This is a genomic window from Amycolatopsis sp. NPDC104587 (assembly GCF_055583645.1).
In genome coordinates this window covers 718,086-743,296 of the sequence record NZ_JBVJNO010000004.1, presented here as the reverse complement: position 1 = coordinate 743,296, position 25,211 = coordinate 718,086, and the positions used below count along the sequence as shown (strand labels likewise).

The 25,211-nt window shown below is 70.4% G+C and carries 29 protein-coding genes; 16 read left to right on the top strand and 13 right to left on the bottom strand.

Annotated elements, in window-relative coordinates; translation table 11 throughout:
- Positions 1–251: 251 nt before the first annotated feature.
- The 5 genes from ACZ61C_RS15455 (at position 252) to ACZ61C_RS15435 (ending at position 5,104) form a co-directional block, all read left to right on the top strand.
- Positions 252–1,163 (top strand): SDR family oxidoreductase, encoded by a 912-nt coding sequence (locus ACZ61C_RS15455; RefSeq protein WP_465306990.1) that lies wholly within the window; start codon positions 252–254, stop codon positions 1,161–1,163.
- A 2-nt stretch (positions 1,164–1,165) separates the two neighbouring features.
- Positions 1,166–1,639 carry a pyridoxamine 5'-phosphate oxidase family protein gene (locus ACZ61C_RS15450; RefSeq protein WP_465306988.1) on the top strand — a complete coding sequence of 158 codons (474 nt, stop codon included), beginning with the start codon at positions 1,166–1,168 and terminating at the stop codon, positions 1,637–1,639.
- An 83-nt stretch (positions 1,640–1,722) separates the two neighbouring features.
- On the top strand, positions 1,723–3,195 hold the full coding sequence (locus tag ACZ61C_RS15445; protein WP_465306986.1) for a flavin-containing monooxygenase: 1,473 nt from the start codon (positions 1,723–1,725) through the stop codon (positions 3,193–3,195).
- Complete coding sequence (locus tag ACZ61C_RS15440; protein ID WP_465306984.1) at positions 3,192–4,049, top strand: metal-dependent hydrolase; 858 nt, start codon at positions 3,192–3,194, stop codon at positions 4,047–4,049. The genes ACZ61C_RS15445 and ACZ61C_RS15440 overlap by 4 nt, the downstream gene beginning before the upstream one ends.
- A gap of 119 nt (positions 4,050–4,168) precedes the next feature.
- Positions 4,169–5,104, top strand: a complete 936-nt coding sequence (locus ACZ61C_RS15435; RefSeq protein WP_465306982.1) for a PDR/VanB family oxidoreductase — start codon at positions 4,169–4,171, stop codon at positions 5,102–5,104.
- Here the strand turns inward: ACZ61C_RS15435 and ACZ61C_RS15430 are convergent.
- Positions 5,099–5,383: a YciI family protein gene (locus tag ACZ61C_RS15430; RefSeq protein ID WP_465306980.1), complete on the bottom strand. Its 285-nt coding sequence runs from the start codon at positions 5,381–5,383 to the stop codon at positions 5,099–5,101. The genes ACZ61C_RS15435 and ACZ61C_RS15430 overlap by 6 nt on opposite strands.
- Positions 5,384–5,584: 201 nt before the next feature.
- On the opposite strand from ACZ61C_RS15430, the gene ACZ61C_RS15425 reads away from it, so the two are divergent.
- From ACZ61C_RS15425 to ACZ61C_RS15410, 4 genes are all read left to right on the top strand, one after another.
- The gene (locus ACZ61C_RS15425) at positions 5,585–6,157 is read left to right on the top strand and encodes an RNA polymerase sigma factor (protein WP_308677894.1); all 573 of its coding nucleotides are present in this window, start codon (positions 5,585–5,587) and stop codon (positions 6,155–6,157) included.
- 91 nt (positions 6,158–6,248) lie between these two features.
- The gene (gene nagA, locus ACZ61C_RS15420) at positions 6,249–7,400 is read left to right on the top strand and encodes an N-acetylglucosamine-6-phosphate deacetylase (RefSeq protein ID WP_465307058.1); all 1,152 of its coding nucleotides are present in this window, start codon (positions 6,249–6,251) and stop codon (positions 7,398–7,400) included.
- A gap of 23 nt (positions 7,401–7,423) precedes the next feature.
- On the top strand, positions 7,424–7,813 hold the full coding sequence (locus tag ACZ61C_RS15415) for a hypothetical protein (RefSeq protein WP_465306978.1): 390 nt from the start codon (positions 7,424–7,426) through the stop codon (positions 7,811–7,813).
- 45 nt (positions 7,814–7,858) lie between these two features.
- Positions 7,859–8,560 carry a DedA family protein gene (locus tag ACZ61C_RS15410; RefSeq protein ID WP_465306976.1) on the top strand — a complete coding sequence of 234 codons (702 nt, stop codon included), beginning with the start codon at positions 7,859–7,861 and terminating at the stop codon, positions 8,558–8,560.
- Here ACZ61C_RS15410 and ACZ61C_RS15405 read toward each other — a convergent pair.
- Genes ACZ61C_RS15405 through ACZ61C_RS15390 form a run of 4 tightly spaced genes read right to left on the bottom strand, consistent with a single transcriptional unit; the run spans position 8,557 to position 11,143 of the window.
- Positions 8,557–8,961, bottom strand: a complete 405-nt coding sequence (locus ACZ61C_RS15405) for a type II toxin-antitoxin system VapC family toxin (protein WP_465306974.1) — start codon at positions 8,959–8,961, stop codon at positions 8,557–8,559. The two genes, ACZ61C_RS15410 and ACZ61C_RS15405, sit on opposite strands and share 4 nt — an antisense overlap.
- A complete protein-coding gene (locus tag ACZ61C_RS15400) occupies positions 8,961–9,233 on the bottom strand; it encodes a type II toxin-antitoxin system Phd/YefM family antitoxin (protein ID WP_465306972.1) in 273 nt (90 codons plus the stop codon). Before ACZ61C_RS15400 ends, ACZ61C_RS15405 begins: the two co-directional genes overlap by 1 nt.
- A 33-nt stretch (positions 9,234–9,266) precedes the next feature.
- Positions 9,267–10,658: an FAD-binding oxidoreductase gene (locus tag ACZ61C_RS15395; protein WP_465306970.1), complete on the bottom strand. Its 1,392-nt coding sequence runs from the start codon at positions 10,656–10,658 to the stop codon at positions 9,267–9,269.
- A 59-nt stretch (positions 10,659–10,717) separates the two neighbouring features.
- Positions 10,718–11,143 carry a PPOX class F420-dependent oxidoreductase gene (locus ACZ61C_RS15390; RefSeq protein WP_465306968.1) on the bottom strand — a complete coding sequence of 142 codons (426 nt, stop codon included), beginning with the start codon at positions 11,141–11,143 and terminating at the stop codon, positions 10,718–10,720.
- Positions 11,144–11,336: 193 nt separating this feature from the next.
- Here ACZ61C_RS15390 and ACZ61C_RS15385 point away from each other — a divergent pair, with 193 nt between their 5' ends.
- The 4 genes from ACZ61C_RS15385 to ACZ61C_RS15370 all read left to right on the top strand — a co-directional run bounded on the left by ACZ61C_RS15385 (position 11,337) and on the right by ACZ61C_RS15370 (position 16,068).
- Positions 11,337–11,867 carry a MarR family winged helix-turn-helix transcriptional regulator gene (locus ACZ61C_RS15385; RefSeq protein WP_465306966.1) on the top strand — a complete coding sequence of 177 codons (531 nt, stop codon included), beginning with the start codon at positions 11,337–11,339 and terminating at the stop codon, positions 11,865–11,867.
- On the top strand, positions 11,864–14,449 hold the full coding sequence (locus ACZ61C_RS15380) for an MFS transporter (RefSeq protein WP_465306964.1): 2,586 nt from the start codon (positions 11,864–11,866) through the stop codon (positions 14,447–14,449). The genes ACZ61C_RS15385 and ACZ61C_RS15380 overlap by 4 nt, the downstream gene beginning before the upstream one ends.
- Positions 14,446–15,267 (top strand): YceI family protein, encoded by an 822-nt coding sequence (locus ACZ61C_RS15375; protein WP_465306962.1) that lies wholly within the window; start codon positions 14,446–14,448, stop codon positions 15,265–15,267. The genes ACZ61C_RS15380 and ACZ61C_RS15375 overlap by 4 nt, the downstream gene beginning before the upstream one ends.
- A gap of 132 nt (positions 15,268–15,399) precedes the next feature.
- Positions 15,400–16,068, top strand: a complete 669-nt coding sequence (locus ACZ61C_RS15370; protein WP_465306960.1) for a DedA family protein — start codon at positions 15,400–15,402, stop codon at positions 16,066–16,068.
- 1 nt (position 16,069) lies between these two features.
- On the opposite strand, the gene ACZ61C_RS15365 is transcribed toward ACZ61C_RS15370, so the two are convergent.
- From ACZ61C_RS15365 to ACZ61C_RS15335, 7 genes are all read right to left on the bottom strand, one after another.
- On the bottom strand, positions 16,070–16,483 hold the full coding sequence (locus tag ACZ61C_RS15365) for a VOC family protein (protein ID WP_465306958.1): 414 nt from the start codon (positions 16,481–16,483) through the stop codon (positions 16,070–16,072).
- Between the two features lie 176 nt (positions 16,484–16,659).
- Positions 16,660–17,388, bottom strand: a complete 729-nt coding sequence (locus ACZ61C_RS15360; protein ID WP_465306956.1) for an SDR family NAD(P)-dependent oxidoreductase — start codon at positions 17,386–17,388, stop codon at positions 16,660–16,662.
- Positions 17,385–18,020 (bottom strand): nucleoside/nucleotide kinase family protein, encoded by a 636-nt coding sequence (locus ACZ61C_RS15355; RefSeq protein ID WP_465306954.1) that lies wholly within the window; start codon positions 18,018–18,020, stop codon positions 17,385–17,387. Before ACZ61C_RS15355 ends, ACZ61C_RS15360 begins: the two co-directional genes overlap by 4 nt.
- Positions 18,017–18,853 carry a PfkB family carbohydrate kinase gene (locus ACZ61C_RS15350; RefSeq protein WP_465307056.1) on the bottom strand — a complete coding sequence of 279 codons (837 nt, stop codon included), beginning with the start codon at positions 18,851–18,853 and terminating at the stop codon, positions 18,017–18,019. The genes ACZ61C_RS15355 and ACZ61C_RS15350 overlap by 4 nt, the downstream gene beginning before the upstream one ends.
- Before the next feature lie 2 nt (positions 18,854–18,855).
- Positions 18,856–19,665: an ATP-binding cassette domain-containing protein gene (locus tag ACZ61C_RS15345; protein ID WP_465306952.1), complete on the bottom strand. Its 810-nt coding sequence runs from the start codon at positions 19,663–19,665 to the stop codon at positions 18,856–18,858.
- Positions 19,662–20,663 (bottom strand): ABC transporter permease, encoded by a 1,002-nt coding sequence (locus tag ACZ61C_RS15340; RefSeq protein WP_465306950.1) that lies wholly within the window; start codon positions 20,661–20,663, stop codon positions 19,662–19,664. Before ACZ61C_RS15340 ends, ACZ61C_RS15345 begins: the two co-directional genes overlap by 4 nt.
- On the bottom strand, positions 20,660–21,676 hold the full coding sequence (locus tag ACZ61C_RS15335) for a substrate-binding domain-containing protein (protein ID WP_465306948.1): 1,017 nt from the start codon (positions 21,674–21,676) through the stop codon (positions 20,660–20,662). The genes ACZ61C_RS15340 and ACZ61C_RS15335 overlap by 4 nt, the downstream gene beginning before the upstream one ends.
- Positions 21,677–21,783: 107 nt before the next feature.
- On the opposite strand from ACZ61C_RS15335, the gene ACZ61C_RS15330 reads away from it, so the two are divergent.
- From ACZ61C_RS15330 to ACZ61C_RS15320, 3 genes are all read left to right on the top strand, one after another.
- On the top strand, positions 21,784–22,821 hold the full coding sequence (locus ACZ61C_RS15330; RefSeq protein ID WP_465306946.1) for a LacI family DNA-binding transcriptional regulator: 1,038 nt from the start codon (positions 21,784–21,786) through the stop codon (positions 22,819–22,821).
- A 69-nt stretch (positions 22,822–22,890) separates the two neighbouring features.
- On the top strand, positions 22,891–23,757 hold the full coding sequence (locus ACZ61C_RS15325; protein ID WP_465306944.1) for a LacI family DNA-binding transcriptional regulator: 867 nt from the start codon (positions 22,891–22,893) through the stop codon (positions 23,755–23,757).
- 3 nt (positions 23,758–23,760) lie between these two features.
- Positions 23,761–24,171, top strand: a complete 411-nt coding sequence (locus ACZ61C_RS15320; protein ID WP_465306942.1) for a GNAT family N-acetyltransferase — start codon at positions 23,761–23,763, stop codon at positions 24,169–24,171.
- Positions 24,172–24,195: 24 nt separating this feature from the next.
- Here ACZ61C_RS15320 and ACZ61C_RS15315 read toward each other — a convergent pair whose 3' ends face one another.
- Positions 24,196–25,191 (bottom strand): glycoside hydrolase family 76 protein, encoded by a 996-nt coding sequence (locus ACZ61C_RS15315; RefSeq protein ID WP_465306940.1) that lies wholly within the window; start codon positions 25,189–25,191, stop codon positions 24,196–24,198.
- Positions 25,192–25,211 lie beyond the last annotated feature (20 nt).

Here is a 25,211-nt window from a genome sequence, read left to right as displayed (position 1 = left end):
CCCCCCCCCCCCCCCCCCCCCCCCCCCCCCCCCCCCCCCCCCCCCCCCCCCCCCCCCCCCCCCCCCCCCCCCCCCCCCCCCCCCCCCCCCCCCCAACCCCCCCCCCCCCCCCCCCCCCCCCCCCCCCCCCCCCCCCCCCCCCCCCCCCCCCCCCCCCCCCCCCCCCCCCCCCCCCCCCCCCACTACTCTCGGGTAGCTTACTATGGGTAAGTTGAGGTACGGTGCCCTCAAGTGACATCTAGGAGGGCACCGTGGCCAACCCGTTTTCGCTGCTCAGCGGCACCAAGAAGGTCGACGGCAAGGTCGTGCTGATCACCGGTGCCGCGCGCGGCATCGGTGCCGGGCTGGCCGAACGGCTCGCCGCGCGCGGCGCGAAGGTCGCCCTCGTCGGACTCGAAGCCGAAGAGCAGAAGAAGGTCGCCGACCGCATCGGCGCGAACGCGCACTCCTGGGAAGCCGACGTCACGAGCTGGGACGCCCTCGAAGCGGCCACGGCCGGCGTCGTCGAGCACTTCGGCGGCATCGACATCGTCATCGCCAACGCCGGCATCGCGACCGCGGGCTTCGTCCGCTCGGTCGACCGGGCCGCGTTCGAGAAGGTCATCGAGGTCGACCTGCTCGGCGTCTGGCGCACGTTCCGCGTCACGCTGCCGCACGTCATCAACCGCAAGGGCTACCTGCTCGCCATCTCCAGCCTCGCCGCGATCACGCACGCGCCGGGCATGGCGAACTACGCCGCCGCGAAGGCCGGCGTCGAAGCGTTCTCCAACAGCTTGCGCGCCGAAGTCGCCCACCTGGGTGTCAAGGTCGGCGTCGCGCACCCGACGTGGATCCGCACCGACCTGGTCGAAAGCGCCGACGCGCACCCGGTGTTCGGCAAGCTCCGCTCGTCGATGCCCGGCCTGATCGGCAAGACCTACCCGCTGGACGTCGCCCTCGACAACCTCGAAGCGGGCATCCTCAAGCGCGCCCGGACCATCCACGTGCCGCGCTGGGTCGGCGGCCTCAAGCTGCTCCGCGCGTTCCTCCCGCCGATCATCGAAATCGGGTCCCGCAGCCGGGTACCTTCGGCGGACAAGGCCGCGCTGGCCGACATCGAGGCGCGCGGCGCGTTCGAGTCGGCGGTCACCGGCCACGGTGGGCGAGCCGCCACCAAGGGGTGAAGATGTCCCGTCGTGACCGGATCCGGATGACCGAGGACGAGGTGCGCGCGTACCTCGGCGAGCAGAAGGTCATCAACGTCGCCAGCGTCGGCCCGAACGGCCGCCCACACCTCGCGCCGCTCTGGTACTTCCCGCACGAGGACGGCGTCGCGACCTGGACGTACGGCACATCGCAGAAGGCGAAGAACCTCCGGCGGCTGCCGGAGGCCACCGTGCTCATCGAGGACGGCGATAGCTACGAGAAGCTCCGCGGCGTCTCGCTCGAGGCCGACGTCCAGCTCGTCGAGGACACCGACGAGGTCACCCGGATGGGCATCACGCTCATGCAGCGGTACGCGGGCGCGAAGCCGGGAGACCCCGTACCGTCCGAACTGAGCGCCTTCATCGCAGGTCAGGCCCCCAAGCGGATCGGGCTGGTCTTCCACCCGACGAAGATCGTCAGCTGGGACCACACGAAGCTCGGCGGGACGTACTAGTCGGTAGGTAGTACTTCCAAGTAACTGTTACTTGAGGTAACGTCATCTCCGCAGTTTCCTCGAAGCAGCGGAGGCCGAGACAGATGACCGAGCGGTTCAAGGTCGTGATCGTGGGCACCGGGTTCTCCGGGCTCGGCCAGGCGATCCAGCTCGAAAAGGCCGGCATCCGGGACTACGTGATCCTGGAGAAGGCCGCCGAGGTGGGCGGCACCTGGCGCGACAACTCGTACCCCGGGTGCGCCTGTGACGTGCAGTCGCACATGTACTCGTTCTCGTACGAGCAGAACCCCAGCTGGTCGCGGTCGTTCTCGCCGCAGCCGGAGATCTTCGACTACCTCAAGGGTGTCGCGGACAAGTACCGGCTGCGCGAGAAGATCCGCTTCGGCGTCGAGCTCACCGACGCGCACTGGGACGAGAAGGAACGCCGCTGGACGGCGACCACGAAGGACGGCCGCGAGTTCTCGGCGCAGTTCCTCGTCTCCGGTGTGGGCGGCCTGCACATCCCGCAGGTCCCCGAGCTGCCCGGGATCACGAAGTTCAAGGGCCAGACCTGGCACTCGGCGCAGTGGAACCACGAGTACGACCTGCGTGGCAAGAAGGTCGCCGTGGTCGGCACCGGCGCGAGCGCGGTCCAGTTCGTCCCGAAGATCGCCCCGGACGTCGCCGAGCTGACGCTCTTCCAGCGCACCCCGCCGTGGATCATGCCCAAGCCCGACCACGCGATGCCGGACTGGGCGCAGACGCTGTTCAAGCGCGTCCCCGGCGCTCAGCGCCTCTACCGCAACGCGCTGTACTGGCTGCTCGAGGTCCGCGCCGTCGGCTTCAACGGCCACCCGGGGATCATGAAGGCTGGCGAGCTGATCGCGAAGCGCAACATCGCGAAGGGCATCAAGGACTCCGCGCTGCGCAAGAAGGTCACGCCGGACTACACCATGGGCTGCAAGCGCGTCCTGATCTCCAACGACTACTACCCGGCGCTGAGCCGGCCGAACGTCGACGTGAACACGGCCGGGGTCAAGGAGGTCAAGGCGCACTCGATCGTCGACTCCGCCGGGGTCGAGCACGAGGTCGACGCGATCATCTACGGCACCGGCTTCAAGGTGACCGACGCGCTGGAGTACCTCGACATCACCGGCGCCGACGGCCGCAACCTCGCCAAGGAGTGGGCGGTCGAAGGGATGCGGACCCACAAGGGCATCACCGTCTCCGGCTTCCCGAACCTGTTCTTCCTGCTCGGCCCGAACACCGCGTTGGGCCACAACTCCGTGGTCTTCATGATCGAGTCGCAGTCGAAGTACGTCGTCGACGCCATCAAGCTCGCCGACTCGCGCGGCGCCGCGGCGGTCGACGTCCGGCCCGGCGTGCAGGACAAGTTCCAGCAGGACATCCAGGACAAGCTGGTCAAGGGCGTCTGGACGCAGGGCGGCTGCAAGAGCTGGTACCTCGACGCCAAGGGCGTGAACCGGACGATCTGGCCCGGCTTCACCTGGCGCTACTGGCTGGAGACGCGGAAGGTGGACCCCGCCGACTACGAGCTTTCCGGGCGCGCGTCGTGACGGCCGAGGAAGAGCAGCTCGTCCTCCACGCCCGCGACGTCAAGTTCGACTGGGCGAGCCTGCCGATGCACTGGATCCCCGGCGAGCCGCAGGCGACGCACACGATCAACGTGCTGCACCTGGCGCTGCCCGAGGGCGAGCGCTGGTTTGTCGAGGTGTTCAAGCAGGCCGTGCCGCTGATCCGCGACGAGCGGCTCAAGGCGGACGTCCTCGGGTTCATCGGCCAGGAGGCCGTGCACGCCGAGGCCCACGACGGCGCCGCGACGCACCTCGAGGCCGCGGGAGTGCCCGTGCGGCCGTTCATCGCGCAGATGGAGTGGCTGTTCCGGAAGCTGCTCGGCGACCGGGACCTGACCGGCCGGGCCGCCGAGGAGTGGCTCGTCGAACGGCTCGGCATCGTCGCCGCGATCGAGCACTACACCGCGTTCCTCGGCCAGTGGGTGCTCGACGCGCCCCTGGAGCGGGCCGGCGCCGACCCGGTGATGCTCGACTTGCTGCGCTGGCACGGCGCCGAAGAGGTCGAGCACCGGTCCGTCGCCTTCGACCTGTTCATGCACCTCGACGGCCGGTACACGCGCCGCGTCCGCAGCATGGCCGCGGTGACGCCGGTACTCGCCTGGGTCTTCGCGCGTGGCACGCGATATCTGATGCGTAACGATCCGACCCGGCCCGGCCGCGCGTCGCTGCGGGGCTACCGCCGGGCGGCGAAACGTGGGTTGCTGCCGACCGGGCGTCAGCTGGCGCGGGAGATCCGGCCGTACTTCCGAAAGCGCTATCACCCGACCGAGACCGGGAGCACCGAGCAGGCGGTGGCGTACCTGGCCGCCTCACCCGCCGCCCGGGCGGCGGAGTGACCAAACCGGAAGCGGCACTTTCACGTGAAAGTGCCCACCTGGGCCTCGCACTTTCACGTGAAAGTGCGGGGCTTGGCCGGCCGACGCGGTTGGACGGGAGTGACCGGACCGACCGGCTCATGTCCACTTTGGTCGGAGTCGTGGGCGTTTACCGCCGGATGTCGCAGTTCAGCGGGAAGCGGCGACCGCCGGTGCGTGCCGTGGACCGGAACCTGCACCTGGTGGTCGAAGAGGTGCGGTCCGAGGCCGAAGGCGTGGTCGGCCTGCGCCTCGCGAACGGCGTGCCACTGCCCGCGTGGCGACCCGGCGCGCACATCGACCTCGTGCTGCCGTCCGGCCTGGTGCGGCAGTACTCGCTCTGCGGCGACCCGTCGGAAAAGGACCATTACCGGATCGCCGTGCGGAAGATCGGTGTCGCGTCCACCGAGGTCCACGCGCTGCGCCCGGGGACACGCGTCACCGTGCGCGGCCCGCGGACGGCGTTCCCCTTCGTCGGCGACGGGCCGTTCCTGTTCATCGCGGGCGGCATCGGGATCACGCCGATCCTGCCGATGGTCCGCGCCGCCGCCGCGAGAGGCGCGGACTGGCGGCTGGTCTACACCGGCCGCAGCCGCTCGTCGATGCCGTTCCTCGACGAGCTGGACGGGGACGAACGCGTCCGGATCCGGCCCGACACCGACTACGGCATCCCGGCCTCGGGCGCGGAGCTCCTGGAAGATCTGCCCGAAGGGGCGGCGGTGTACTGCTGCGGCCCGGCGCCGATGATCACCGGCGTCCGCGTCGACCTGGCCCTGACCAGGGGCGCGGTGCACTTCGAGCGGTTCGCGCCGCCGCCGATCGTCGCGGGTGAGCCGTTCCGGCTGACCTTGCGCGGGTCGGGGCTGGTCCTCGACGTCCCGGCCGACCGCAGCGCGCTCGACGTCGTCCTCGAAGCGCGGCCCGGCACGGCGTACTCGTGCCGCCAAGGTTTTTGCGGGACCTGCGCGGTGCCGACGGCCGACGGCGAGCCGATGCGGCTCTGCGTCGACCGCGGCACCGCCGTGCTCGACCTATGACGCGTCGGGCACCCAGGCGCCGATGACCGGCTTGTACTCGCGGATCGACCGCTCCGCGACCACGCCCTCCAGGAAGTACGGGTCCTGGTCGATCGTCTCCTTGAGGTGCGCCTCGTCGTCGGCCTGGTAGAGCGTGATGCCGCCGGAGCCGTCGCCCAGCGGCCCGGCGACCGCGACACGCCCGTCCGCGGCCAGGTTCCGCAGGAACTCGCGGTGCCGGGGCCGGACCTCCGGCATCTTCTCCTGGACGTAGGTGATTTCGACGAGGTACCAGGCCATGTGGATCTCCGGGGTCGGGCGGGGGCGGGACGGGACCGACGCTACCCGGGTCACCGTCGTGTCCCAGCATCCGATCTGTGGCGGCGACAGGCCAACCCGATAGGCTGGGCGTGCGTCAGTACCTGTGTGAGCGCTGTGAATACCGTGAACCTGCTGACGCGGCACACCGTGCAAACCGGGGTCGAGGACAGGCAGGGGTTCATGCTCGAGGGCAATGCGGAACGCAGTGTCGAGGCGACCCTCGGCCACCTGCGGGTCATGGACGGTCCGGCCCCGGCTCAGACGCCGGCGCCGCTGACCCTCGAAGACCTCTACCGCCAGCACCGCATGCGGCTGGTCCGGCTGGCGATCCTGCTGGTCGACGAGCCCGCGACCGCGGAAGACGTCGTCCAGGAGGCCTTCACCGGCCTGCATCGCAACTGGGGACGGCTCCGGGACGCCGCGGCGGCCGTCGGCTACCTGCGCACCGCGGTGGTCAACGGGTCGCGCAGCGTGCTGCGCCGGCGCAAGACCGCGCGGGAGTACGTGCCGCCGCACGCGGTCAACGCCCGGTCGGCGGAGAGCCTCGCGATGCTCTCCAGCGAGCACCAGGCCGTGGTCAGCGCGCTGTCCAAGCTGCCGCCGCGCCAGCGCGAGGTGCTGGTGCTGCGTTACTACGGTGGGCTGAGCGAGGCCGAAATCTCTGAGGCCGCGGGCATCTCCAAGGGTACCGTCAAGTCGACAGCCAGCCGGGCTCTCGAGGCACTCCAGAAGGCCATGCAGGCCCCACAGTGACCCGGGTGGACCATTCCGATCACTGAGTCGTATCACCATGCTTGGTCCAGACCAATATATGCTGGGGTACGTGAGAGGCGCCGGAGATTTTGTGATCATGGGCGGCCGGGTCGCCGCCCCGGACCGTGTACTCGACGACGGCTGGGTAGCCGTCTCCGACGGGCGGATCGCCGGCGTGGGTTCGGGGACCCCGCCGTCCGGCGAGCACGTGGACGTCGGCGGGGCACTGGTCGTGCCAGGATTCGTCGACACCCACTGCCACGGCGGGGGAGGTGCTTCGTTCACCTCCCTCGATCCCGAGGAGCTCTTGACGGCGGTGCGGGCGCACCGCCGTCACGGCACCACGACCATGCTCGCCAGCCTGGTCTCCGATCCGGTGGACATCCTGCGTGAGCAGGTTGCCGCGCTGCGTGAGCTCGCCCAGGACGGCGAGGTCGCGGGCATCCACCTGGAGGGGCCGTTCATCTCGAAGGCCCGGTGTGGGGCGCACGATCCGGAAACCCTGCTCGAACCGGACACCGGGACGGTCGAGAAGCTCCTGCGCGCCGGCCAGGGCGCGATCCGGATGGTCACCATCGCCCCGGAGCTGCACGGCGGGATCAAGGCTGTCCGGCAGCTGGCCGAATCGGGCGTCATCGCCGCGATCGGGCACACCGACGGCGTCGAGGAGCAGCTGCTGCCGGCGATCGACGCGGGCGCGACGGTCGCGACGCACCTGTTCAACGGCATGCGGCCGCTGCACCACCGCGAGCCGGGGCCGATCGGGGCCCTGCTCGACGACGAGCGCATCACGATCGAGCTCATCTGCGACCTGGTGCACCTGCACCCGACGGTCGTGCGCCTGGCCGCGAAGCACGCCGGCCGCAACCGGACGGTGCTGATCACCGACGCGATGTCGGCCACCGACGCCGCCGACGGCCGCTACACGCTCGGCCGTCTCGAGGTCGACGTGCACGACGGCGTCGCCACCCTCGCCGACAACGGTTCGCTGGCCGGCAGCACCCTGACGATGGACACCGCCTTCCGCAACCTCGTCCGGGGTGCCAAACTCGGGATCCTCGACGCGGTGCACGCGACGTCGCAACGGCCCGCCGAGCTGCTCGGCATCGCCGGCCACACCGGGATGCTCTGCCCCGGGTACGCGGCCGACATCGTCGTCCTCGACCAGGACCTGCGGCCGGCGAAGGTGCTGCGCCGGGGTGAATGGGTCGCCGAGGTGGGTACGGCTACCTTGAGCACGTAGCTTCCTACGACGGACGGGCGGAGATGAGCGAGCCGAAGGACCCCGAGCAACTGCTGGCGGACGCCCTTCGCGCGCAAGCCGTCTTCGCCCCGCAGGCGTCGCCGCCGCCTTCGGAGGCGTCTTCGTCTTTGCCGGCGTCGCCGCCGGAGCCGGGCACCGACGCGGTCCCGACGAGCGCGATCAACGAGCTGCCCTCGGCGTACGGGCTGCTCTCGGGCGCCGGCGCGGACTCCCTGGAGCGCGAGCGGGCGGCCCTCGACGCGGCCGCCGACGCCCCGACCGCCTACGCACCGCGCCCGGAACCGCTCCCGGTCCGGCAGGCGGCGCAGCTGCCGGTGTACTGGATCCTCATGCTCGCGGTGCTGCTGGGCCTCGCGGCGGGGTCCGTCGTGGGGCTGCTCACGCTGGTCTGACCGGGTCTCAGTGACGACTCAGGGTGACCCTGTACCGTTTTTGAGGTGATTCTCGCCCAGAGCACGGTCAACACGATGTCCCTGCTGCCGTCATGGCTGGACCCGCAGCACCTGCTGAGCGGCCTGACCACGCCGGTCATCGCGGTGCTCTGCCTGATCATCTTCATCGAGAGCAGCATCTTCCCGGTGCTGCCCGGCGACTCCCTGCTGTTCACGGCGGGCCTCTTCATCGCGAACGGCACGCTCGACGCGCCGTTGTGGCTGGTCTGCGTGCTGGTGACGGTCGCGGCCCTGCTCGGCAACGTCGTCGGGTACTACATCGGCTACTTCGTCGGGCCCAAGCTGTTCAACCGGCCGGACTCGAAGTTCTTCAAGCGCGAGTACGTCGACAAGACCCACGAGTTCCTGGAGAAGCACGGCCCGAAGGCGGTCGTGCTGGCCCGGTTCGTCCCGTTCGTCCGGACGTTCATCACGTGGATCGCGGGCATCGGCCGCATGGACCCGAAGCGCTACTTCACGTACACGGTCATCGGCGGCATCCTGTGGGCCGCGGGCATCACGGTCCTGGGGTCCCTGCTCGGCAACATCGGCTTCATCCGCGACAACGTCGACGCGATCTTCGTGCTCATCGTCCTGGTGTCGGTGGTGCCGATCGCGCTGGAGTTCCTGAAGTCCCGCCGCGAGAAGAAGGCGCTGGCGGAGGCGGACCCCGAGGTCACCCAGCGCATCCCCCGCATCAAGGACTAACCGGCTGCGCCGGGGCTGGCGATCGGCAGCCCGATCGCTTCGGCGACGGCCAGCAGACGTTGGTCGTAAGTGACGAACGAGGTCAGCTGCCTGCCGAACACGGCGTGCGCCGTGGCCAAGTGGATCGCGTCCGGCGAACGCAGGTCAGGCGACGGATAGGCGGCCGCGGTCCGGCGCACCAGGTCGTCGATCTCGTACTTGGCGACCCGCGCCAGCACGGCCGGAACATCGGGCAGCAGACCGGGATCGCTGCGCAGGAGAGCCCGGGACACTTCGACTTCGGCCAGCGCCGACGTCACGAGCAGGGTGCCCTGCCGCTCGTCCAGCCAGTCGACCAGCGCCTCGCTCTCGGCTTCGTGCCGGATCAGCTTCACCAGCGCGGCCGTGTCCAGGTAGATCATCAGTACCGTTCGTCGTCGCGGAGCGCGCTGACCAGTTGCCCGGCTTCAAGATCGGTACGGACAGGTCCGTGGGGGCGCGGCATCGGCCCGTCCACCGAGGCCGGGTGCAGCTTTCCCGAAGCGATCAGCGCCGAGACCGGACTCGGCTGCGCGGGAACGATGCGGGCGATGACCGTACCGCGCTCGGTGATCTCGACATCCTCGCCGGCCTTCACCCTGGCCAGCACACCGGCGGTGTCCTGGTTCAGCTCGCGCACAGCCACCTGACTCATGAAGCCATTGTAGTACTCGGACGTAGTACCCGACTAGGTCATCGAGAACATCGACCCCGGGTTGAAGAGGTTCTCCGGGTCCAGCGCCTGCTTGATCTGCCGGTGCACGCGCATCCCGACCGGCCCGATCTCCCGCTCCAGCCACTCGCGCTTGATCTTGCCGACCCCGTGCTCGCCGGTCACCGTGCCGCCGAGGGACAGGCCGACCTCGAGGATCTCGTCGAACGCGCGCTGGGCCCGGGCGAACTCGTCCGGGTCGTCGGGCTGGTAGACGATCGTCGGGTGCATGTTGCCGTCGCCGGCGTGGCCGACCACCGCGATGCGCAGGCCCACCTCGGAGCTCACCTTTTCGCAGCCGCGGATGAGCTCGGCGATGCGGGTGCGCGGGACGCAGACGTCGTCGGTCAGCCAGAGGCCGTACGTCTCCAGGGCCGTCAGCACGACGCGGCGGGCCTGCAGCAGCATCCGGCCCTCTTCGAGGTCCTCGGTCGTGTAAGCGAGGTCCGCGCCGCAGTCGACGCAGATCTGCTCCAACGCGGCCAGCTCGCGGCGCGCGACCTCGCCGCCGGCGTCGGACTGGCCCAGCAGCAGCGCCTGGCAGTCCGAGCCCGCACCGAGGTCCGTCTTCAGGTACATCTCGGACGCCTTGATCGACGACGCGTCCATGATCTCCAGCAACGACGGCACGAGTCCTTCGCGCACCACCCGGGCGACGGCCTCGCCGGCGGCTTCGGTGGTCGTGAAGCCCGCGACGAACGTCGCCGGGGCCTGGGGCAGGGGCTTGAGCTGCACCGTCGCCTGGGTGATGACGCCGAGCGTGCCCTCGCTGCCGACGAACAGGCGGGCCAGGTCGTAGCCGGCGACGCCCTTGACCGTGCGCCGTCCCGTCTTGAGGAGTGAGCCGTCGGCCAGGACGACTTCCAGACCGAGGACCGAGTCCGTGGTGACGCCGTACTTCACGCAGCAGAGCCCGCCGGCGTTGGTGGAGAGGTTGCCGCCGATCGTGCACCAGTCGTAGCTGGACGGGTCCGGCGGGTAGAACAGCCCGTCCTTCTCGACGGCGTTGCGGAAGTCCAGGTTGACCACGCCGGGCTGCACGACGGCCAGCCGGTTCCCGGCGTCGATCTCGACGATCCGGTCGAGCTTGACCAGCGAGAGCACCACACAGCCGTCGATGGCGTTCGCGGCGCCGGACAGGCCGCTGCCCGCGCCGCGCGGCACGATCGGCACCCGCGCTTCGGCACACGCCTTGACGACGGCCTGCACCTCCTCGGTGCTCGACGGCAGCACCACGGCGAGCGGTTCGCCGGACGGCGCGAGCGGCATCATGTCGCGCGAGTAGGAGGCGGTGACGTCGGCGTCGGTGAGCACGGCGCTCTTGCCGACGAGGTCGCGGAGCCGGGTGACCAGTGCATCGTTGCCCATGCCCCCATGGTAAGCCCGGATAGTCCGCACTGCGGAAGTTTTGTTTCGATTCTGCCGGTTCAGCGGATCAGGCCGTGCACCTTGTCGATGTGCACCGTCAGCAGAACGCGCTGGTCGGTCACCATCGCCTCGCGGTATTCGTCCCAGTCCGGGTGCTCCCCCGAGGCCCGGCGGTAGTAGTCGACGAGGCCCTCCACGGTCTCGTCGTCCCGGGCCGCGGCCGGCGGCGTGAGCGTGGCCCGCCCTTCGGCGACGACGTAGCTCCAGCCGTCCTCGCTGCCGACGTGGTAGGTGACCCGCGGGTCGCGGCGCATGTTCTTCGTCTTCGCCCGTGTCTCGGTGATCGACGCGGTGATCGTGTCGGTCTCCGCGTTGTAGAGGTGCGTGATCGTGGACAGCTGGGGCCGCCCGTCCCGGCGGATCGTGGCCAGGACGCCGTGGCGGTGACTGGCGAGGAAGTCCTTCAGCGCTGTGTCGTCGGTCATACCCTTTCCAACCGGCGACGGCGGCCGTTGTTCCCCGCGCAACCCGGGAGAAATCTGCTTGCATACGGCAACTAAAGTGTGTTCCGACACATCGGCCACGCTCCGCTTGCACAACCGCTGATGAAGGCACATCCTTGCCGGAGGCAACTAGTTGCAGCCGCCAACCAACGCCGCCCGCGTGTGAAGGATCGCCATGGCACCGAACAGCTCCGCCACCCGGCCGACCGCCGAGCTCGACCTCGCCGACCAGCTCGGCCACGAGCTGGTGCGCCTGGTCCGCCTGATCAACAAGGCGAAGTCGCAGGTGTCCAAGCAGGGTCCGGACGGCATCGAACGAGCGGCCTACGCGATCCTCTTCACCCTCATCCACGAGGGCCCGCAGCGCACCAGCCGGCTCGCCGACTCGCTCCACTCCGAGATCTCCACGATCAGCAGGCAGTCGAGCTCCCTCGTCCAGCACGGCCTGGTCGAGCGCCAGGCCGATCCCGAGGACGGCCGGGCCTGCCTGCTCGCCCCGACGAGCGAGGGCATGCGGGTGTTCGAAGAGAACCGCAAGCAGCGCAACCAATGGCTGGCCGACGTGCTCGGGGACTGGACCGAAGGGGAGATCCAGACCCTGAACAAGTTGTTCGGCCGACTCAACACAGGTATCGAGAACCACTCTCCACAGCTGGCCGACGCCGCAGCGTCCGCCGGTGCACCGGCCAAGGGGGCCAACGCATGAGTTCCACCACCGAAGCAGTCGCTCAACCCGAGGTGGGTCAGCCGCCCCGGCTGAGCCACCGCCAGATCGTCACGATCCTGAGCGGCCTGATGTGCGGCATGTTCCTCGCCGCGCTCGACCAGACCATCGTCGGCACGTCGATCGTCAAGATCGCCAACGACCTGCACGGCTTCGACCTGCAGGCCTGGGCGACCACGGCGTACCTGATCACCTCGACGATCGTCACGCCGATCTACGGCAAGCTGTCCGACATCTACGGCCGCAAGCCGTTCTACCTGGCCGCGATCGGCATCTTCGTCGCCGGTTCCGCCGCGTCGACCTTCTCGACGTCGATGTACGAGCTCGCCGCGTTCCGCGCGGTTCAGGGCCTGGGCGCCGGCGGCCTGATGTCGCTGGCCATGACCATCCTCGGCGACATCGTGCCGCCGCGTGAGCGGGCGAAGTACCAGGGTTATATCCTGGCCGTGTTCGGCCTGTCGACCGTGCTCGGCCCGGTGCTGGGCGGCTTCTTCGCCGGCATCGACAACCTGGCCGGCCTGCACGGCTGGCGCTGGGTCTTCCTGATCAACGTCCCGATCGGCATCATCGCGCTGTTCGTCGTCGCGAAGGTCCTCAACGTCCCGCACGAGCGCCACGAGCACAAGATCGACTGGTGGGGCGCGCTCACGCTCATCGTCGCGGTCGTGCCGTTCCTGATCGTCGCCGAGCAGGGCCAGAAGTGGGGCTGGGGCGACCAGAAGGCCATCCTCTGCTACATCATCGGCGGAGTCGGCGTCATCGCGTTCATCCTGGTCGAGCGGCTGATGAAGGAAGCCGCGCTGATCCCGCTGCGGCTGTTCAAGAACTCGACGTTCACCGTGGCGATCATCGGCGGCGTCATCGTCGGTGTCGCGATGTTCGGCGCGATCACGATGATCCCGCAGTTCATGCAGGTCGTGCAGGGCTACACGCCGACCGAGTCCGGGCTGCTGATGCTGCCGCTGATGGCGGGCATCATGCTCAGCTCGATCGTGTCCGGCCGGCTCACCGGGAAGACCGGGCGCTACAAGATCTTCCCGATCGTCGGCACCATCCTGATCGCCGGTGGCGCGTTCTTCTTCGCGCAGGTCAAGTACGACTCGCCGCTGTGGCACCCGCTGGTCGCGGCGGCCATCATCGGCCTCGGCCTCGGCCAGTGCATGCAGACGCTGATCATCGCGGTGCAGAACGCGGGCCCGCGCAGCGACATGGGCGTCTCGACCGCGTCGGCGACGTTCTTCCGCCAGATCGGTGGCACCGCCGGTGTCGCGATCTTCCTGACCGTCCTGTTCAACACGCTGCTGCCCAACATCACGAAGGCGTTCGGCGGCAAGCTGCCGGAAGGCGCGGGCGCCGGCATCGGCAGCCTGTCCGGGGACACCAGCGGCATCCAGAACCTGCCGGAGGCGATCAGGACCCCGGTGCTGATCGGCTTCACCGAATCGATCACCACGGTGTTCTACATCGCCGGCGCGGTGGCGCTGCTGGCCACGATCGTCCTGCTGTTCATGAAGGAGATCCCGCTGACCAACGCGGCCCCGGCCGCGGCGACGATGGAGGGCGGCGAGGCGCTGCTCGACGAGCACGAGCACGACTTCGCCGACGAGCCCACCGAGATCGTCGAGCCGGTGCACCCGGTCGACCGCGAACCGGCCCTGGTCGGCGGCGGGAAGCACGCGCTGAGCACCAACGGCCACGGTGACTACCAGGCCGTGTCGGGTGCGCTGCCGATCACGAACTCCGTCGCGGACTCCGAGATCGACGTCCCCCTCGGCGCGGGTGGCGTGCCGGTGACCGGGCACGTCCGCCGCCAGGACGGCAGCCACGTCTCGGGCGCCGCGCTGACCCTGATCGACCAGCGCGGCCGTCAGGTCGCGCGGGCCACCGGCGCCCCGGACGGCAGCTACTCGGTGCCGAGCCAGGGCCCGGGCGCGTACGTCCTGATCGTCGCGGCCCACGGCCACCAGCCGCAGGCCTCCAGCGTCGTGATCAGCAACGGGCCGGCGACGGTCGACGTCACGCTCACCGGGTCCGGCGAGCTGACCGGCACCGTGCGGGCGGCCTCGACCGGTTCCCCGCTGGCCAGCGTGACCGTGACGCTGACCGACGGCCGGGGCGAGGTGAACGGCGCGTTCATCACGACCGCGGACGGCACCTACGCCTTCGTCGGGGTCGGCGCCGGGGCCTACACCCTGGTCGCCAGCGGCGCGGGCTACCGGCCCGTCGCGGTGACGCTGACCGTGCCGGACAGCGGCGTGCTGCGCCACGACCTGGAGCTGTCCAGCTCGGTGCAGCTCACCGGCGTCGCGCGGACCGAAGGCGACAAGGTCGTCCCGGACGCGCGGATCACCGTGCTCGACCCCGAGGGCAACGTGGCCGCGGTCGCGCGGACCGACGGCGAAGGCCGGTACGTCGTGAGCGACCTGCCCGCGGGCGCGTACACCGTGGTCGCGAGCGGCTACCCGCCGGCGACCAGCCAGGTGGAGCTGACCGGCGGCGAGGCGGACCACGACGTCAAGCTGAGCTACGACCAGGCCTTCGACGAGCTGGTCGACCGGTCATGACGGGCCTGCGCGCGACCTTCCGCACGGCCGAGGGCTGGGCGGTGGAGCACGCGGTGCTCACCGTCACCGACCCGGCCGGGCGGCAGGTCACCCGCCAGGCGGCGGACGTCCGCGGCGAGGTCGTCACCGACGCGCTCGCGCCGGGCAGCTACACCGCGGTCGTCACGGCGGCCGGGTACACCCCGGTCGCCCGGATGGCGCAGGTCGCCTCGGACGGCTCCGGCTCGCTCGGCGACGTCGTGCTGGCGCCGGTCGCCGAGGCGATCGACCTGCCGCCGGCCGGGCCGTGGGTGATCGACCCGATGCACACGTCGGTCGTCGCGACCGCGCGGCACCTGGGCATCGCGAGCATCAAGGCGCGGTTCCCGGACGTGTCCGGGCGGATCGAGATCGGCCGCCCGGCCGAGCGCTCGACGGTGCACGCCGAGATCAAGGCGGCGAGCATCGACACCGGCATCCGGATGCGGGACGACCACCTGCGCTCGCCGGACTTCCTCGACGTCGACGTCCACCCGGTGATCACGTTCACCAGCTCCGGGCTGCGCCAGCGCGGCGTGGACTCGTGGACGCTGGTCGGTGACCTGACGCTGCACGGCGAGCGCCGCGAGATCGAGCTCGAGCTGACCTACGGCGGCTGGGGCCCGGACCCGTGGGGCGGCGTGCGGGCGGCGTTCCACGCCGAGACGACGCTGCACCGGAACGACTTCGCGATCAACTACAGCGCGATGGTCCGGGCCGGGGTCGCGGCGGTCGGCACCACGGTGAAGGTCGAGCTGGACATCGAAGCGGTGCAGGGCGAGTCGCTGCCGCAGTTCTGAGCCACCTGGCTCCGGAAGGCCCTCTCACCGCTGGTGAGGGGGCCTTCACGGTTCGTGGGGGCGGAATCTTCCGGGCGGCTCGATTCGGCCGTTGGCCGCGGGGAGTTCACCTGCGCCCCGTAGGCTCGGGGGGTGAACGTCGTGAGCATCGAGGCCGCGGGCGTCGGCGTGAGCTGGCTGGACACGGCCGGTCCGCTGCTCGTCTGGGTGATCGTGCTGAGCTTCGTGCTGGTCGAGTGCGCGCTGATCATCGGGCTGTTCCTGCCCGGCGACTCGCTGCTGTTCGGCGCGGGTGTGGTGCTGGCCCAGCACGGTTCGGACCTGAACGCGTGGCTGCTGTCGGGCGCCGCGCTGGTCGTCGCCGTGCTCGGCAACCAGATCGGCTACTACATCGGGCGCACCAGCGGCACGAAACTGATCGCCCGCCGCGACGGCAAGGTGCTCAACCGCCAGGCCCTCGACCGCGCCCAGCGGTTCCTGGACCGGCGTGGGTTCTTCGCGATCGTGGCGGCCCGCTGGATCCCGTGGATCCGCACGCTGGCCCCGCTGATCGCGGGCGCGGCCCGCATGGACCCCCGCCGCTTCATGGCGGCGACGGCGCTGGGTGGGCTGCTGTGGGTTCCGACGCTGGTCCTGCTCGGCTACTACGGCGCCGGCCTGCTGGACGCGCTGCCGTGGCTGAAGACGGCGGCGCTGTGGATCAGCATCGTGTTCTTCGTGTTCGGGACCGGCTACGGCGTGCTGCGCTACCGCCAGGAGATGCGCCGCCCGGTCGAAGAGACGGACGACGCCCGCGCCTGACTCACAGCTCGGGGTCGGCCCAGATCTCGAGCTGGATGCCGTCCGGGTCGCGGAAGATCACCACGTAAGAGCCCTCGAAGGTGCGGGACGGCGCCGTCGGGAGGTACGAGACGCCGAACTCCGCGAGGCGCTCCTCCCATTCGGCCAGCTCGGCCGTGGAGCCGACCTTGAAGGCGACGTGGTCGAGGCCGGCTCTGCGTTCGTCGAACCCGCGTCTGCCGGTGTCGGCGTGCTGCACCAGCACCACGGAGAACTCGTCACCCGCGGACCTCAGCACCACCTTCCGCAGCCCCGTGTCCGGCTCTTCGCGCCGGGTGACCTCCTCGAGGTCGAGGACCCGGGCGTACCACGGGACGCTGCGGTCCACATCGGTCACGGTGAGCGCGAGGTGGTGCACGGACATGAGTTTTGCCATGGCTTTCGAAGCCGTCCTTTCGCGTGGCGGCTCCCCAGCGTTGCACAGCGTTCGCTCGCCTAAACGGCGGTGACCAAGTTCCCCGTCCGATCGTGATCTCGCCGTCTCCGGAAGTCTCAGCAGGCGGACGCCGGTGACCGAAGGTCATTCACGTTGCACGAAAAGTGGTCGATCGGTCACCGGCCGCCACCGACGTCCAGCACCGCGCCCGTCGTGAACGACGACGCCGGCGACAGCAGGAACAGCACCGCTTCGGCGATTTCGGCGGGCTGGCCGGCGCGGCCCATCGGGATCTGCGGCGCGTACTTCGCCATCCGGTCCGGCAGGCCGGCGGCCTCGTGCAGCCCGGTGTGGATCATCCCCGGCGCTACGGCGTTGACCCGGATCCCCGCCGCCGCGACCTCCTGCGCCAGGCCGAACGTCAGTGTGTCCACCGCGGCCTTCGACGCCGCGTAGTGCACCCATTCGCCCGCCGAGCCCGTGCGGGCCGCCGTCGAGGAGATGTTGACGATCGCGCCGCCGTCCGTCATGCGGCGGACCGCCTCGCGGCAGCACAGGAACACCCCCGTGACGTTCACCTCGAACGTCCGGCGGACGACGTCGACCTCGTAGTCCGAGAGCCGTCCGGGGGTGTTCCCGGTGATGGCGGCGTTGTTGACCAGCCCGGTCACCGGCCCCAGCTCCGCGGCCGCGTCGAACAGCGCGCGGACGTCGTCCTCGTCCGAGACGTCCGCGCGGACCGCGACCGCCTGGCGCCCCGACGCACGCACCCGCGCGACGACGTCCGCGGCGGGCGCGGGATCACCGGAGTAGTTCACGACGACGTCGTAGCCGCGCGAGCCCGCCAGCGTGCAGATGGCCGCGCCGATCCCCCGGCTGCCGCCGGTGACGACCAGGACGCTCACAGCGCGAAGTTGACCAGCGGCAGGTTCTCCAGCACCAGGTCCGCGCGGTCCCGCGTCTGCGAGATGAGGTCGGCGTTGCGCTGGTCCGAGCCGAGTGCGCGCTGGCGGGCCTCGACCAGCGAGCGGCCGTACCGGCGGTGGCGCGACACCAGGCGTTCGATGCGCTCGGGCTCGTCCGGCGCGAGGAACCAGGCCTCGGTGAGCAGCGGCCGGATCCCACTCCAGGGGTCGTCCGGCAGCAGCAGGTAGTTGCCCTCGGTGATGACGAGCTGGACCTCGGGCGCGACCGGGACCGCGCCGGCGATCGGCTCCTCGATCTCGCGGCGGAACTCCGGCGCGTAGACCGTCTCGCGGCCTTCGGCGAGCCGGCGGATCAGGTGGTAGTAGCCCGCCGCGTCGAACGTGTCCGGCGCGCCCTTGCGCTCGGCGCGCCCGAGCCGGCGCAGCTCGACCTGCGCCAGGTGGAAGCCGTCCATGCCGACCACGGCGGCGCGCGAGCCGAGCGCGTTGGCCAGCGCCCAGGCCAGCGTGGTCTTGCCGGAGGCGGGCGCGCCGATGATGCCCAGCACGTTGCGCTGCCCGCGCACGGTCAGGCCCTCGGCCCGGGCCAGCAGGTCGTCGAACGCCGTCATGTCCTGTTCCTTCCTGCGATCGCGGTCGTCCACGACCGCGGTCCCACATGCCGCACCCGTTCGGCGGCCACCTCGTTGGCGAAGCGGATCCGGTCCGTCACCGTCGGTTCGCGCGTCACGGCCACGGCGAGCGCGCCGTGCCAGACGTCTCCCGCACCTAGTGTGTCTCGCGCTTCCACGTCGGCGACAGGCACCTCACCCGAGCGTCCGTCCGCAGTGGACCACCGCACCGGGCCGGGCCCCGCGGTGGTGATGACGGTCGGCACGCCCCGCTCGTGCAGCCCCGGTCCCGGCGCCTTGAAGTGCGCCGAGCAGGCGGCGACGTCGACCAGCGGGAGGAGCTCGTCGAGCACGGGTTTCCAGCTCCCGGCGTCCAGCACGACCGGCGCCTCCGCTTCCCGCGCGACGGCCAGCGCCAGTTCCGAATAGTGCCCGTCCACCAGCACCACATCAGCCCCACGAGCCTCGGAAAGCGGCACTTTCACGTGAAAGTGCCACTCGGCGGCGTTGCGGGAGATGACGGTGCGTTCGCCGTCGCGGTCGCGGACGGCCACCGCGCTGACCGGCGGTGGGTCGGTGAGTGAGGGGGCCAGGTCGACGACGCGCACACCGTGCGCTTCGAGGTCGGCGCGGGCGAGCGCCGCCAGCGGGTGTGCGCCGAGGACGGTCAGCAGGGTCGCCTCGGCGCCGAGCGCGGCGGCCGTCACCGCGGCGTTCGTCGCGGGCCCACCGGCCGCGACGTCCACCCGCAACGACTGCACCTTCTCACCCGGCGCCGGAAGCTCGGTGACCCGCTGGACGACGTCCACGGTGCACAAACCCGCCAGCAGCACCTTCACTTCAAACCGGCCACGTGGGTCGCGGCCGCAGCTTCTTCGATCTCGCCGTTCTCGTTGAGCCGCAACGCACCCGTGAGCAGGCCGACCACCTGGTTCATCGAATGCGTCTTCGGCGAGACGACCGCGACGCGCTTGCCGAGGCGGTGCACGTGGATGCGGTCGGCGATGTCGAACACGTGCGGCATGTTGTGGCTGATCAGCACCACCGGCAGGCCGCGGTCGCGGATCCGGCCGATCAGGTCGAGCACCTTGCCGGACTCGGCGACCCCGAGCGCGGCGGTGGGCTCGTCCATGATCACGGCCTTGGTACCGAACGCCGCGGCCCGCGCGACGGCGACACCCTGGCGCTGACCACCGGAGAGCGTCTCGACCGGCTGGGTGATCGACTTGATGTTGATGCCCAGCTCGTCGAGGATCCGCTGCGCCTCCGACCGCATGGTCGCCGTGTCGAGCTTCCGGAACAGCCCGAACGGGCCGCTCAGCCGCTTCTCCCGGCCCAGGAACATGTTCGACGCGATGTCGAGCGCGGGCGCGACGGCGAGGTCCTGGTACACCGTCTCGATCCCGTAGTGCCGGGCGTCCAAAGGGGACTTGAAGTGAACGGTCTCACCGTCCACTTTGATCTCACCCTCGTCCGGGATCACCGCTCCGGACAGGGTTTTGATCAGCGACGACTTCCCGGCGCCGTTGTCGCCGACCACGGCGAGCACCTCGCCGGGCAGCAGGTCGAAGTCGGCGCCGTCGATGGCGGTCACCCGGCCGTAGCGCTTCACCAGGCCACGGGCCTGCAGGATCGGTTCGGTCATGACTGCTGCTGCCTCCTCGCGATCCGGTCCACCACAACGGCGGCGATCAGCAGGGCGCCGGTGGCGAGGTCCTGGTAGTTGCCATCCACGTTCATCTGCGTCAGCCCCGACCGCAGCACCGCCACGACCAGCGCGCCCATCAGCGTCCCGAGCACCGAGCCGCGGCCGCCGAAGAGGCTCGTCCCGCCGAGGACGACGGCGGTGATCGAGTCGAGGTTGCCGAGCTGGAACTGGTTCGGGTCGGCGTTCGGCGTCCGGCCGAGCGCCTGCCACGCGGCGAGCCCGAAGGCCAGCCCGGCCACGATGTACACCGAGAGGACCGTGCGGTTGACCTTGATGCCGGACAGCCGTGCGGACTCCGGCGCGTTGCCGACCGCGTAGACGTGCTTGCCCCACGCGGTTTTCGTGAGCGCGTACCAGACACCGAGGTACATCAGCAGCGCCAGCGTCATGCCGTACGTGATCGGGATGCCGCCGAAGAGGTACCGCTTGGTGCCGAGCCACTGCAGCAGCCCGTCGGTCACCGGGACGGCCTGGCCGCCCGCGATCAGCTTCGACACCGCGGTGAGCATGGTGAACGTGCCGAGCGTGATGATGAACGCCGGGAGCTTGACGCGCGTCGCGAGCCCGCCGATGAACATGCCGACGATGACCGTCAGCACGATCCCGGCCAGCAGCGCGACGAACCCGTTCGTGCCGGCCGCGGCCAGCTTCGCCATGATCAGCGTCGCGACGACCATCGACGACGCGTTCGACAGGTCGATGCCCGCGATGAGGATGACGAGCGTCTGGCCCAGCGCGAGGGTCCCGACGACCAGGGACTGCTGGACTACCGTGGACAGGTTGTCGAGGTCGAAGAACGTGTCCGTGGCCAGCGAGAACACCACGATCGCGACGACCAGCGCGAGCGCCGGGCCCACCGCGGGCGCGCGGAGGAGGAACTCGCCCAGCGACTCGCGTTCCTTTGTGGATGGACGAGCAACGGTTGCCGTAGTCACTTCGTTCCTCCCCAGCAGTTCTGCAGGCCCCACGCGGTGTCGTGGCTTTCGACCCCGGGCATCGGCTTGTCGGTGATCACGGCGGAACCGGTGTTGAGGAAGCCCGTGGGCTTCTTCCCCGTCTTCGCGTACTCGACGGCCGCGAGCACACCCTGCTCGGCCATCTTCTTGGGGAACTGCATGACGGTCGCGGCGTACTGGCCGTCCTTGACGTTTTGGACGCCTTCGCAACCGCCGTCGATCGAGCCCATCACGATCTGCCCGGTGAGCCCGCGGGCCTGCAGCGCCGCGTAGGAGCCGCGGCCCATCGGCTCGTTCATCGAGTACACGGCGTTGATGTCGGTGCTGCGCTGGAGCAGGTTCTCCATGCCCTGCTGGGCGAGGCTCTGGTCGCCGTTGGCGGCGGTGTGCCCCTTGATCTCGGGCGAGCCGTCGGTCAGCCCGATGCCCTTGAGGAAGCCGCCGTGGCGCTGGGTGTCGACCGAGCTGCCCGCGGTGCCGTCGACCATCAGCAGCTTGGGCGGGACGCCCTTGAGCGCGGCCTTGACGTACGCGCCCTGCTGCTCGCCGGCCGCGAAGTTGTCGGTGGCGAAAGTGGCGTCGACGGCGTCCGGCGGTTCGGTGGCGGTGTCGAGGGCGATGACCAGGACCCCCGCGTCGCGGGCGTCCTTGATGGCCTTCAGCACGCCGGTCGAGGAGCTGGGCGTGATCAGGATCGTGGTCACGCCCTGCTGCATGAGGTTCTCGATGGCGCGGACCTGGCCGTCGTTGTCCCCGTCGAACTGCCCGGCGAGGGCGTTGAAGTCGGCGCCGTTGGCCTGCGCGGTGGCTCTCGCGGAATCGCGAAGCGCCACGAAGTAGGGGTTGGTGTCGGTCTTGGTGACCAAGCCGACCTTGGCCTTGCCGCTCCCGCCGGTGGTGGTGTTGCCGCCCCAGTGGCGTTCGACCGTGCATCCGGTCGTCGCGGCGAGGACGGCGGCCAACACGACGGCGGTGAGACTGCGCTGTCTCATGGGTTCCCACCCTTTGTTCGTGTCGAAGCTTGCCGATGGTCGGGAAGGTAGACAGACTGCACCTCGGACGCAAGCGTTTGCGCAAACGCTTGCCGGAAAGGATTGGCATGCCCCAGCCGAGATCGTCGCGGCCGACCCAACGCGACATCGCCGAGCTCGCCGGCGTCTCGATCACCACCGTGTCGCACGTCGTGAACGGGACCCGCGCGGTCGCCGAGGACACGAAGGCCGCGGTGCTGCGGGCGATCGAGACGACCGGCTACACCGGCGACGCCATCGCGCGCTCGCTGGTCACCGGCGGGACCCGGTCGATCGGCATGGCGATCTCGCTGGTGGCGAACCCGTACTTCGCGACGCTGATGCAAGCGATCGAACGGGAGGCGTCCACGCACGGGTACACCGTCCTGCTGGCCGACACGCACGACACCGCGGACACGGAGCGTGACACGGTGCGCGCGCTGCGCTCCCGCCGGGTGGACGGCCTGCTCATCACCCCGGCGCCCGGCGACGCGCCGGTGATCGGCGAGCTCGTGTCGCTCGACGTCCCGACGGTGCTGATCGACCGGCTGACCACCCGCGCCGACGTCGACCAGGTGGGCACGGAGAACATCCAGGCCACGTCGGCGCTGACCGCGCACCTGGCGACGCTCGGGCACCGGCGGATCGGGATGATCAGCGGCGCGCCCGGGCTGTCGACGAGCGAGGAGCGGGTGCTGGGGTACCGGCTGGGGCTCGGCCGGTCCGGGCTCACGTGGTCGTCCGAGCTCGTGGCCTGCGGAAACTCCTCAGGCGATGGCGGCTCGCTGGCGCTGAGCACGCTGCTGGCGCTGCCCGAGCCGCCGACCGCGCTGGTGGTCGGGAACGACAGCATGATGGTCGGGGTGCTGCACGAGGCGCGCCGGCGGGGCCTGCGCATCGGGCGTGACCTGCCGGTCGTGGTCTATGACGACGTCGAGTGGGCGGACCTGGTCGACCCGCCGCTCACGACGATGGCCCAGCCGATCGAGGAGATCGGGCGGCAGGCCGTGCGGCTGCTCCTGGCCCGGATCAACGACCCGGCCCGCAAGGCCGAGACGGTGCGGCTCGCGCCCACTCTGCGTCACCGTGAGTCGTGCGGTTGCCCGCCGGTTCACTCACATCAGTGATTAATCAGGATAGGGGTCTCGCGCGGAGCGTTCAGCGGATACCGTTCGGCTGAGCGTCTGCGAGGCCTGATGACCGCACTTTCGCCAGAGCTCCGGTTGTGGGACCCCCCGGTCACCTACCGGATCGGCGTCGCCATGGGGGTGCACGCCAACCCGTACTCAGGGGCGCTGCTGCGCTCGATCCGCGGCGCGGCCGCCCAGGCGGGCTGCGACGTCATGCTGGCCGACACCGAAGACAGCGTCACCGAAGAGGCCGCCATCGTGCGCGCGTTGCGGGCGGACCTGGTGGACGGCGTGCTGCTGGTCCCGTCCCCCGGCGATGAGGCGGTGGTCAACGGCCTGGTCCGGATGGGGGTGCCGACGGTGCTGGTCGACCGCGTCGCCGCGCGCAACGACGTCGACCAGGTGGGCACGGAGAACGTGCACGCGGTGGCGTCGCTGGTCCGGCACCTGACGTCGGGGCGGCACCGCAAGATCGGGTTGATTTCGGGCGAGGAGAGCCTGGAGGTCAGCCGCGAGCGCGTCCGCGGGTACCGGCTGGGGCTGGAGCAGGCGGGCCTGCGGTTCAACCGCGAGCTGGTGGAGTCCGGTTTGTCGACGTCAGGTGGAGCGGCCCGCGCGACGGCCAAGCTCCTCGACGGCTGGCCCTCCCCGACGGCGCTGGTGGTCGCGGACGAGTCGATGCTGGTGGGCGTCCAGTACGAGGCCCACCGCCGCGGCATCCGCATCGGGTCGGAGCTGGCGGTGGTCGGGTACGGCGACATGGAGTGGGCCCGCCGCGTCAGCCCGGCGGTGACAACGTTGGCTCAGCCGGTCGCGGACATCGGCCAACGAGCTGTGCGGCTGCTGATGTCCCGCATGGCGGACCCGGACCGGCCCCCGGAGTCGATCCACCTGACACCGAAGTTTTTGCACGGCGCCTCCTGCGGCTGCTGAAGCGTGATCCGACTCGCGCACACCGCCCAGCTGCCGCCCGCCGAGCTCGGCGCGGTTCGAGACCTGCTCGAAGGCGCCTACCGGGACTTCGACCTCCCGGGCTGGGAAAACACGCTCGGCGGAATGCACGCGCTGGCGTTCTCCGGCGCCGAGCTGGTCGGCCACGCGTCCCTGGTGCAACGCCGCCTGACGCACGACGGCCGCATCCTGAACACGGGCCACGTCGAGGGCGTCGCGGTCCACCCCGCCCACCGGCGGCGGGGGATCGCGAGCGAGCTGATGACCTCGATGGAGCAGCTGCTGCCGGGGTACGAGGTGGGAGCGTTGAGCGCGTCATCGGCAGGGGCACCGCTGTACGCGGGCCGAGGATGGCCTTGCGGTCTACAACCTCACGTTGTTCCTGACGATCTCTGAAGGAACCTCCGAAGTCCAGCTGAGTCAATCCGACAGCGTCGCCGCGGCTTCCAGGAGCATCCAGCCGCCCACCTGTACCGACATGTCTCGCTCCGGCGCGTCCGAAGGCAAGGGCAACGGCGGCGCCGGACGATCCCAGAAAGCGCTGAACACCAGCCCCTCCGCAGCCCCCGACCAGCACGCCTCGGCGGAGCGGAGCACCAGCGACCGCGCCACCGCCGCCTCCGGGCCGGGCAATATTCCCGCCGCCAAAGCCAAGTACCGGGCCAAGATCGCCGCGAACAATCCTCCGTCTCCGCCGCTCTGGCCGCGGATCACGCCACCCGGTGCGCAGTGCTCGGCCACCGCGCGCACCGTGCGCGCCGCATTGTCCAGTTCGGACAGCTCCAAGCATGCGCCGAGGTAAACCCCTTGGCAGTACGTGTAAATGTGCTTCACCAGCTCGCCCGTGTCCGCGTGGATCCCGTCCCAGACCAGGCCGGACGCGGGATCGACCAAAGTGGACGTCAGCCATGCGGTCATCTCGCGGGCGCGGGGCAGGTTTCCCGACCGCGCGTGGAAGATCGCCGCCGGGCCGTTGGCCGGGGTGTTCTTGAAGTCGTCGCCGCGGCGCCACCAGATTCCGCCGCCCGCCGCCTCCGTCCAGCCGGACAGGAGCTGGGTGTCGATGGCCGCCAGGGCCGGGCCGACGTCGGTTCCGAGGTGCTGGACCCGTTGCAGCGCAAGGCCGAGCCACGCGATGTCGTCGTAGTAGTCGTTGGTCCAGCGGCCGAAGTTGCGCAACCGCACGGAACGCACGAACGACCGGATCACCGCCAGGCGCGACGCAGTGGGCGAACGCAGCTGCGCGTCCACGAGGGTGTCCAGCAGGTGCGCCTGCCACCAGTAGTTCCAATGCCAGTGCACCCGCTGTCCGGCCGAAGCCGGCCAGCCGCTGCGGCCCAGCACCGTCGCCGGGAGCGCCCAGACGCGGCGCAGGTGGCGGGCGGTCACCGCACGTTCGGCGGCCGAGACGTCCATGACGCAATCCTGCCTTGCCC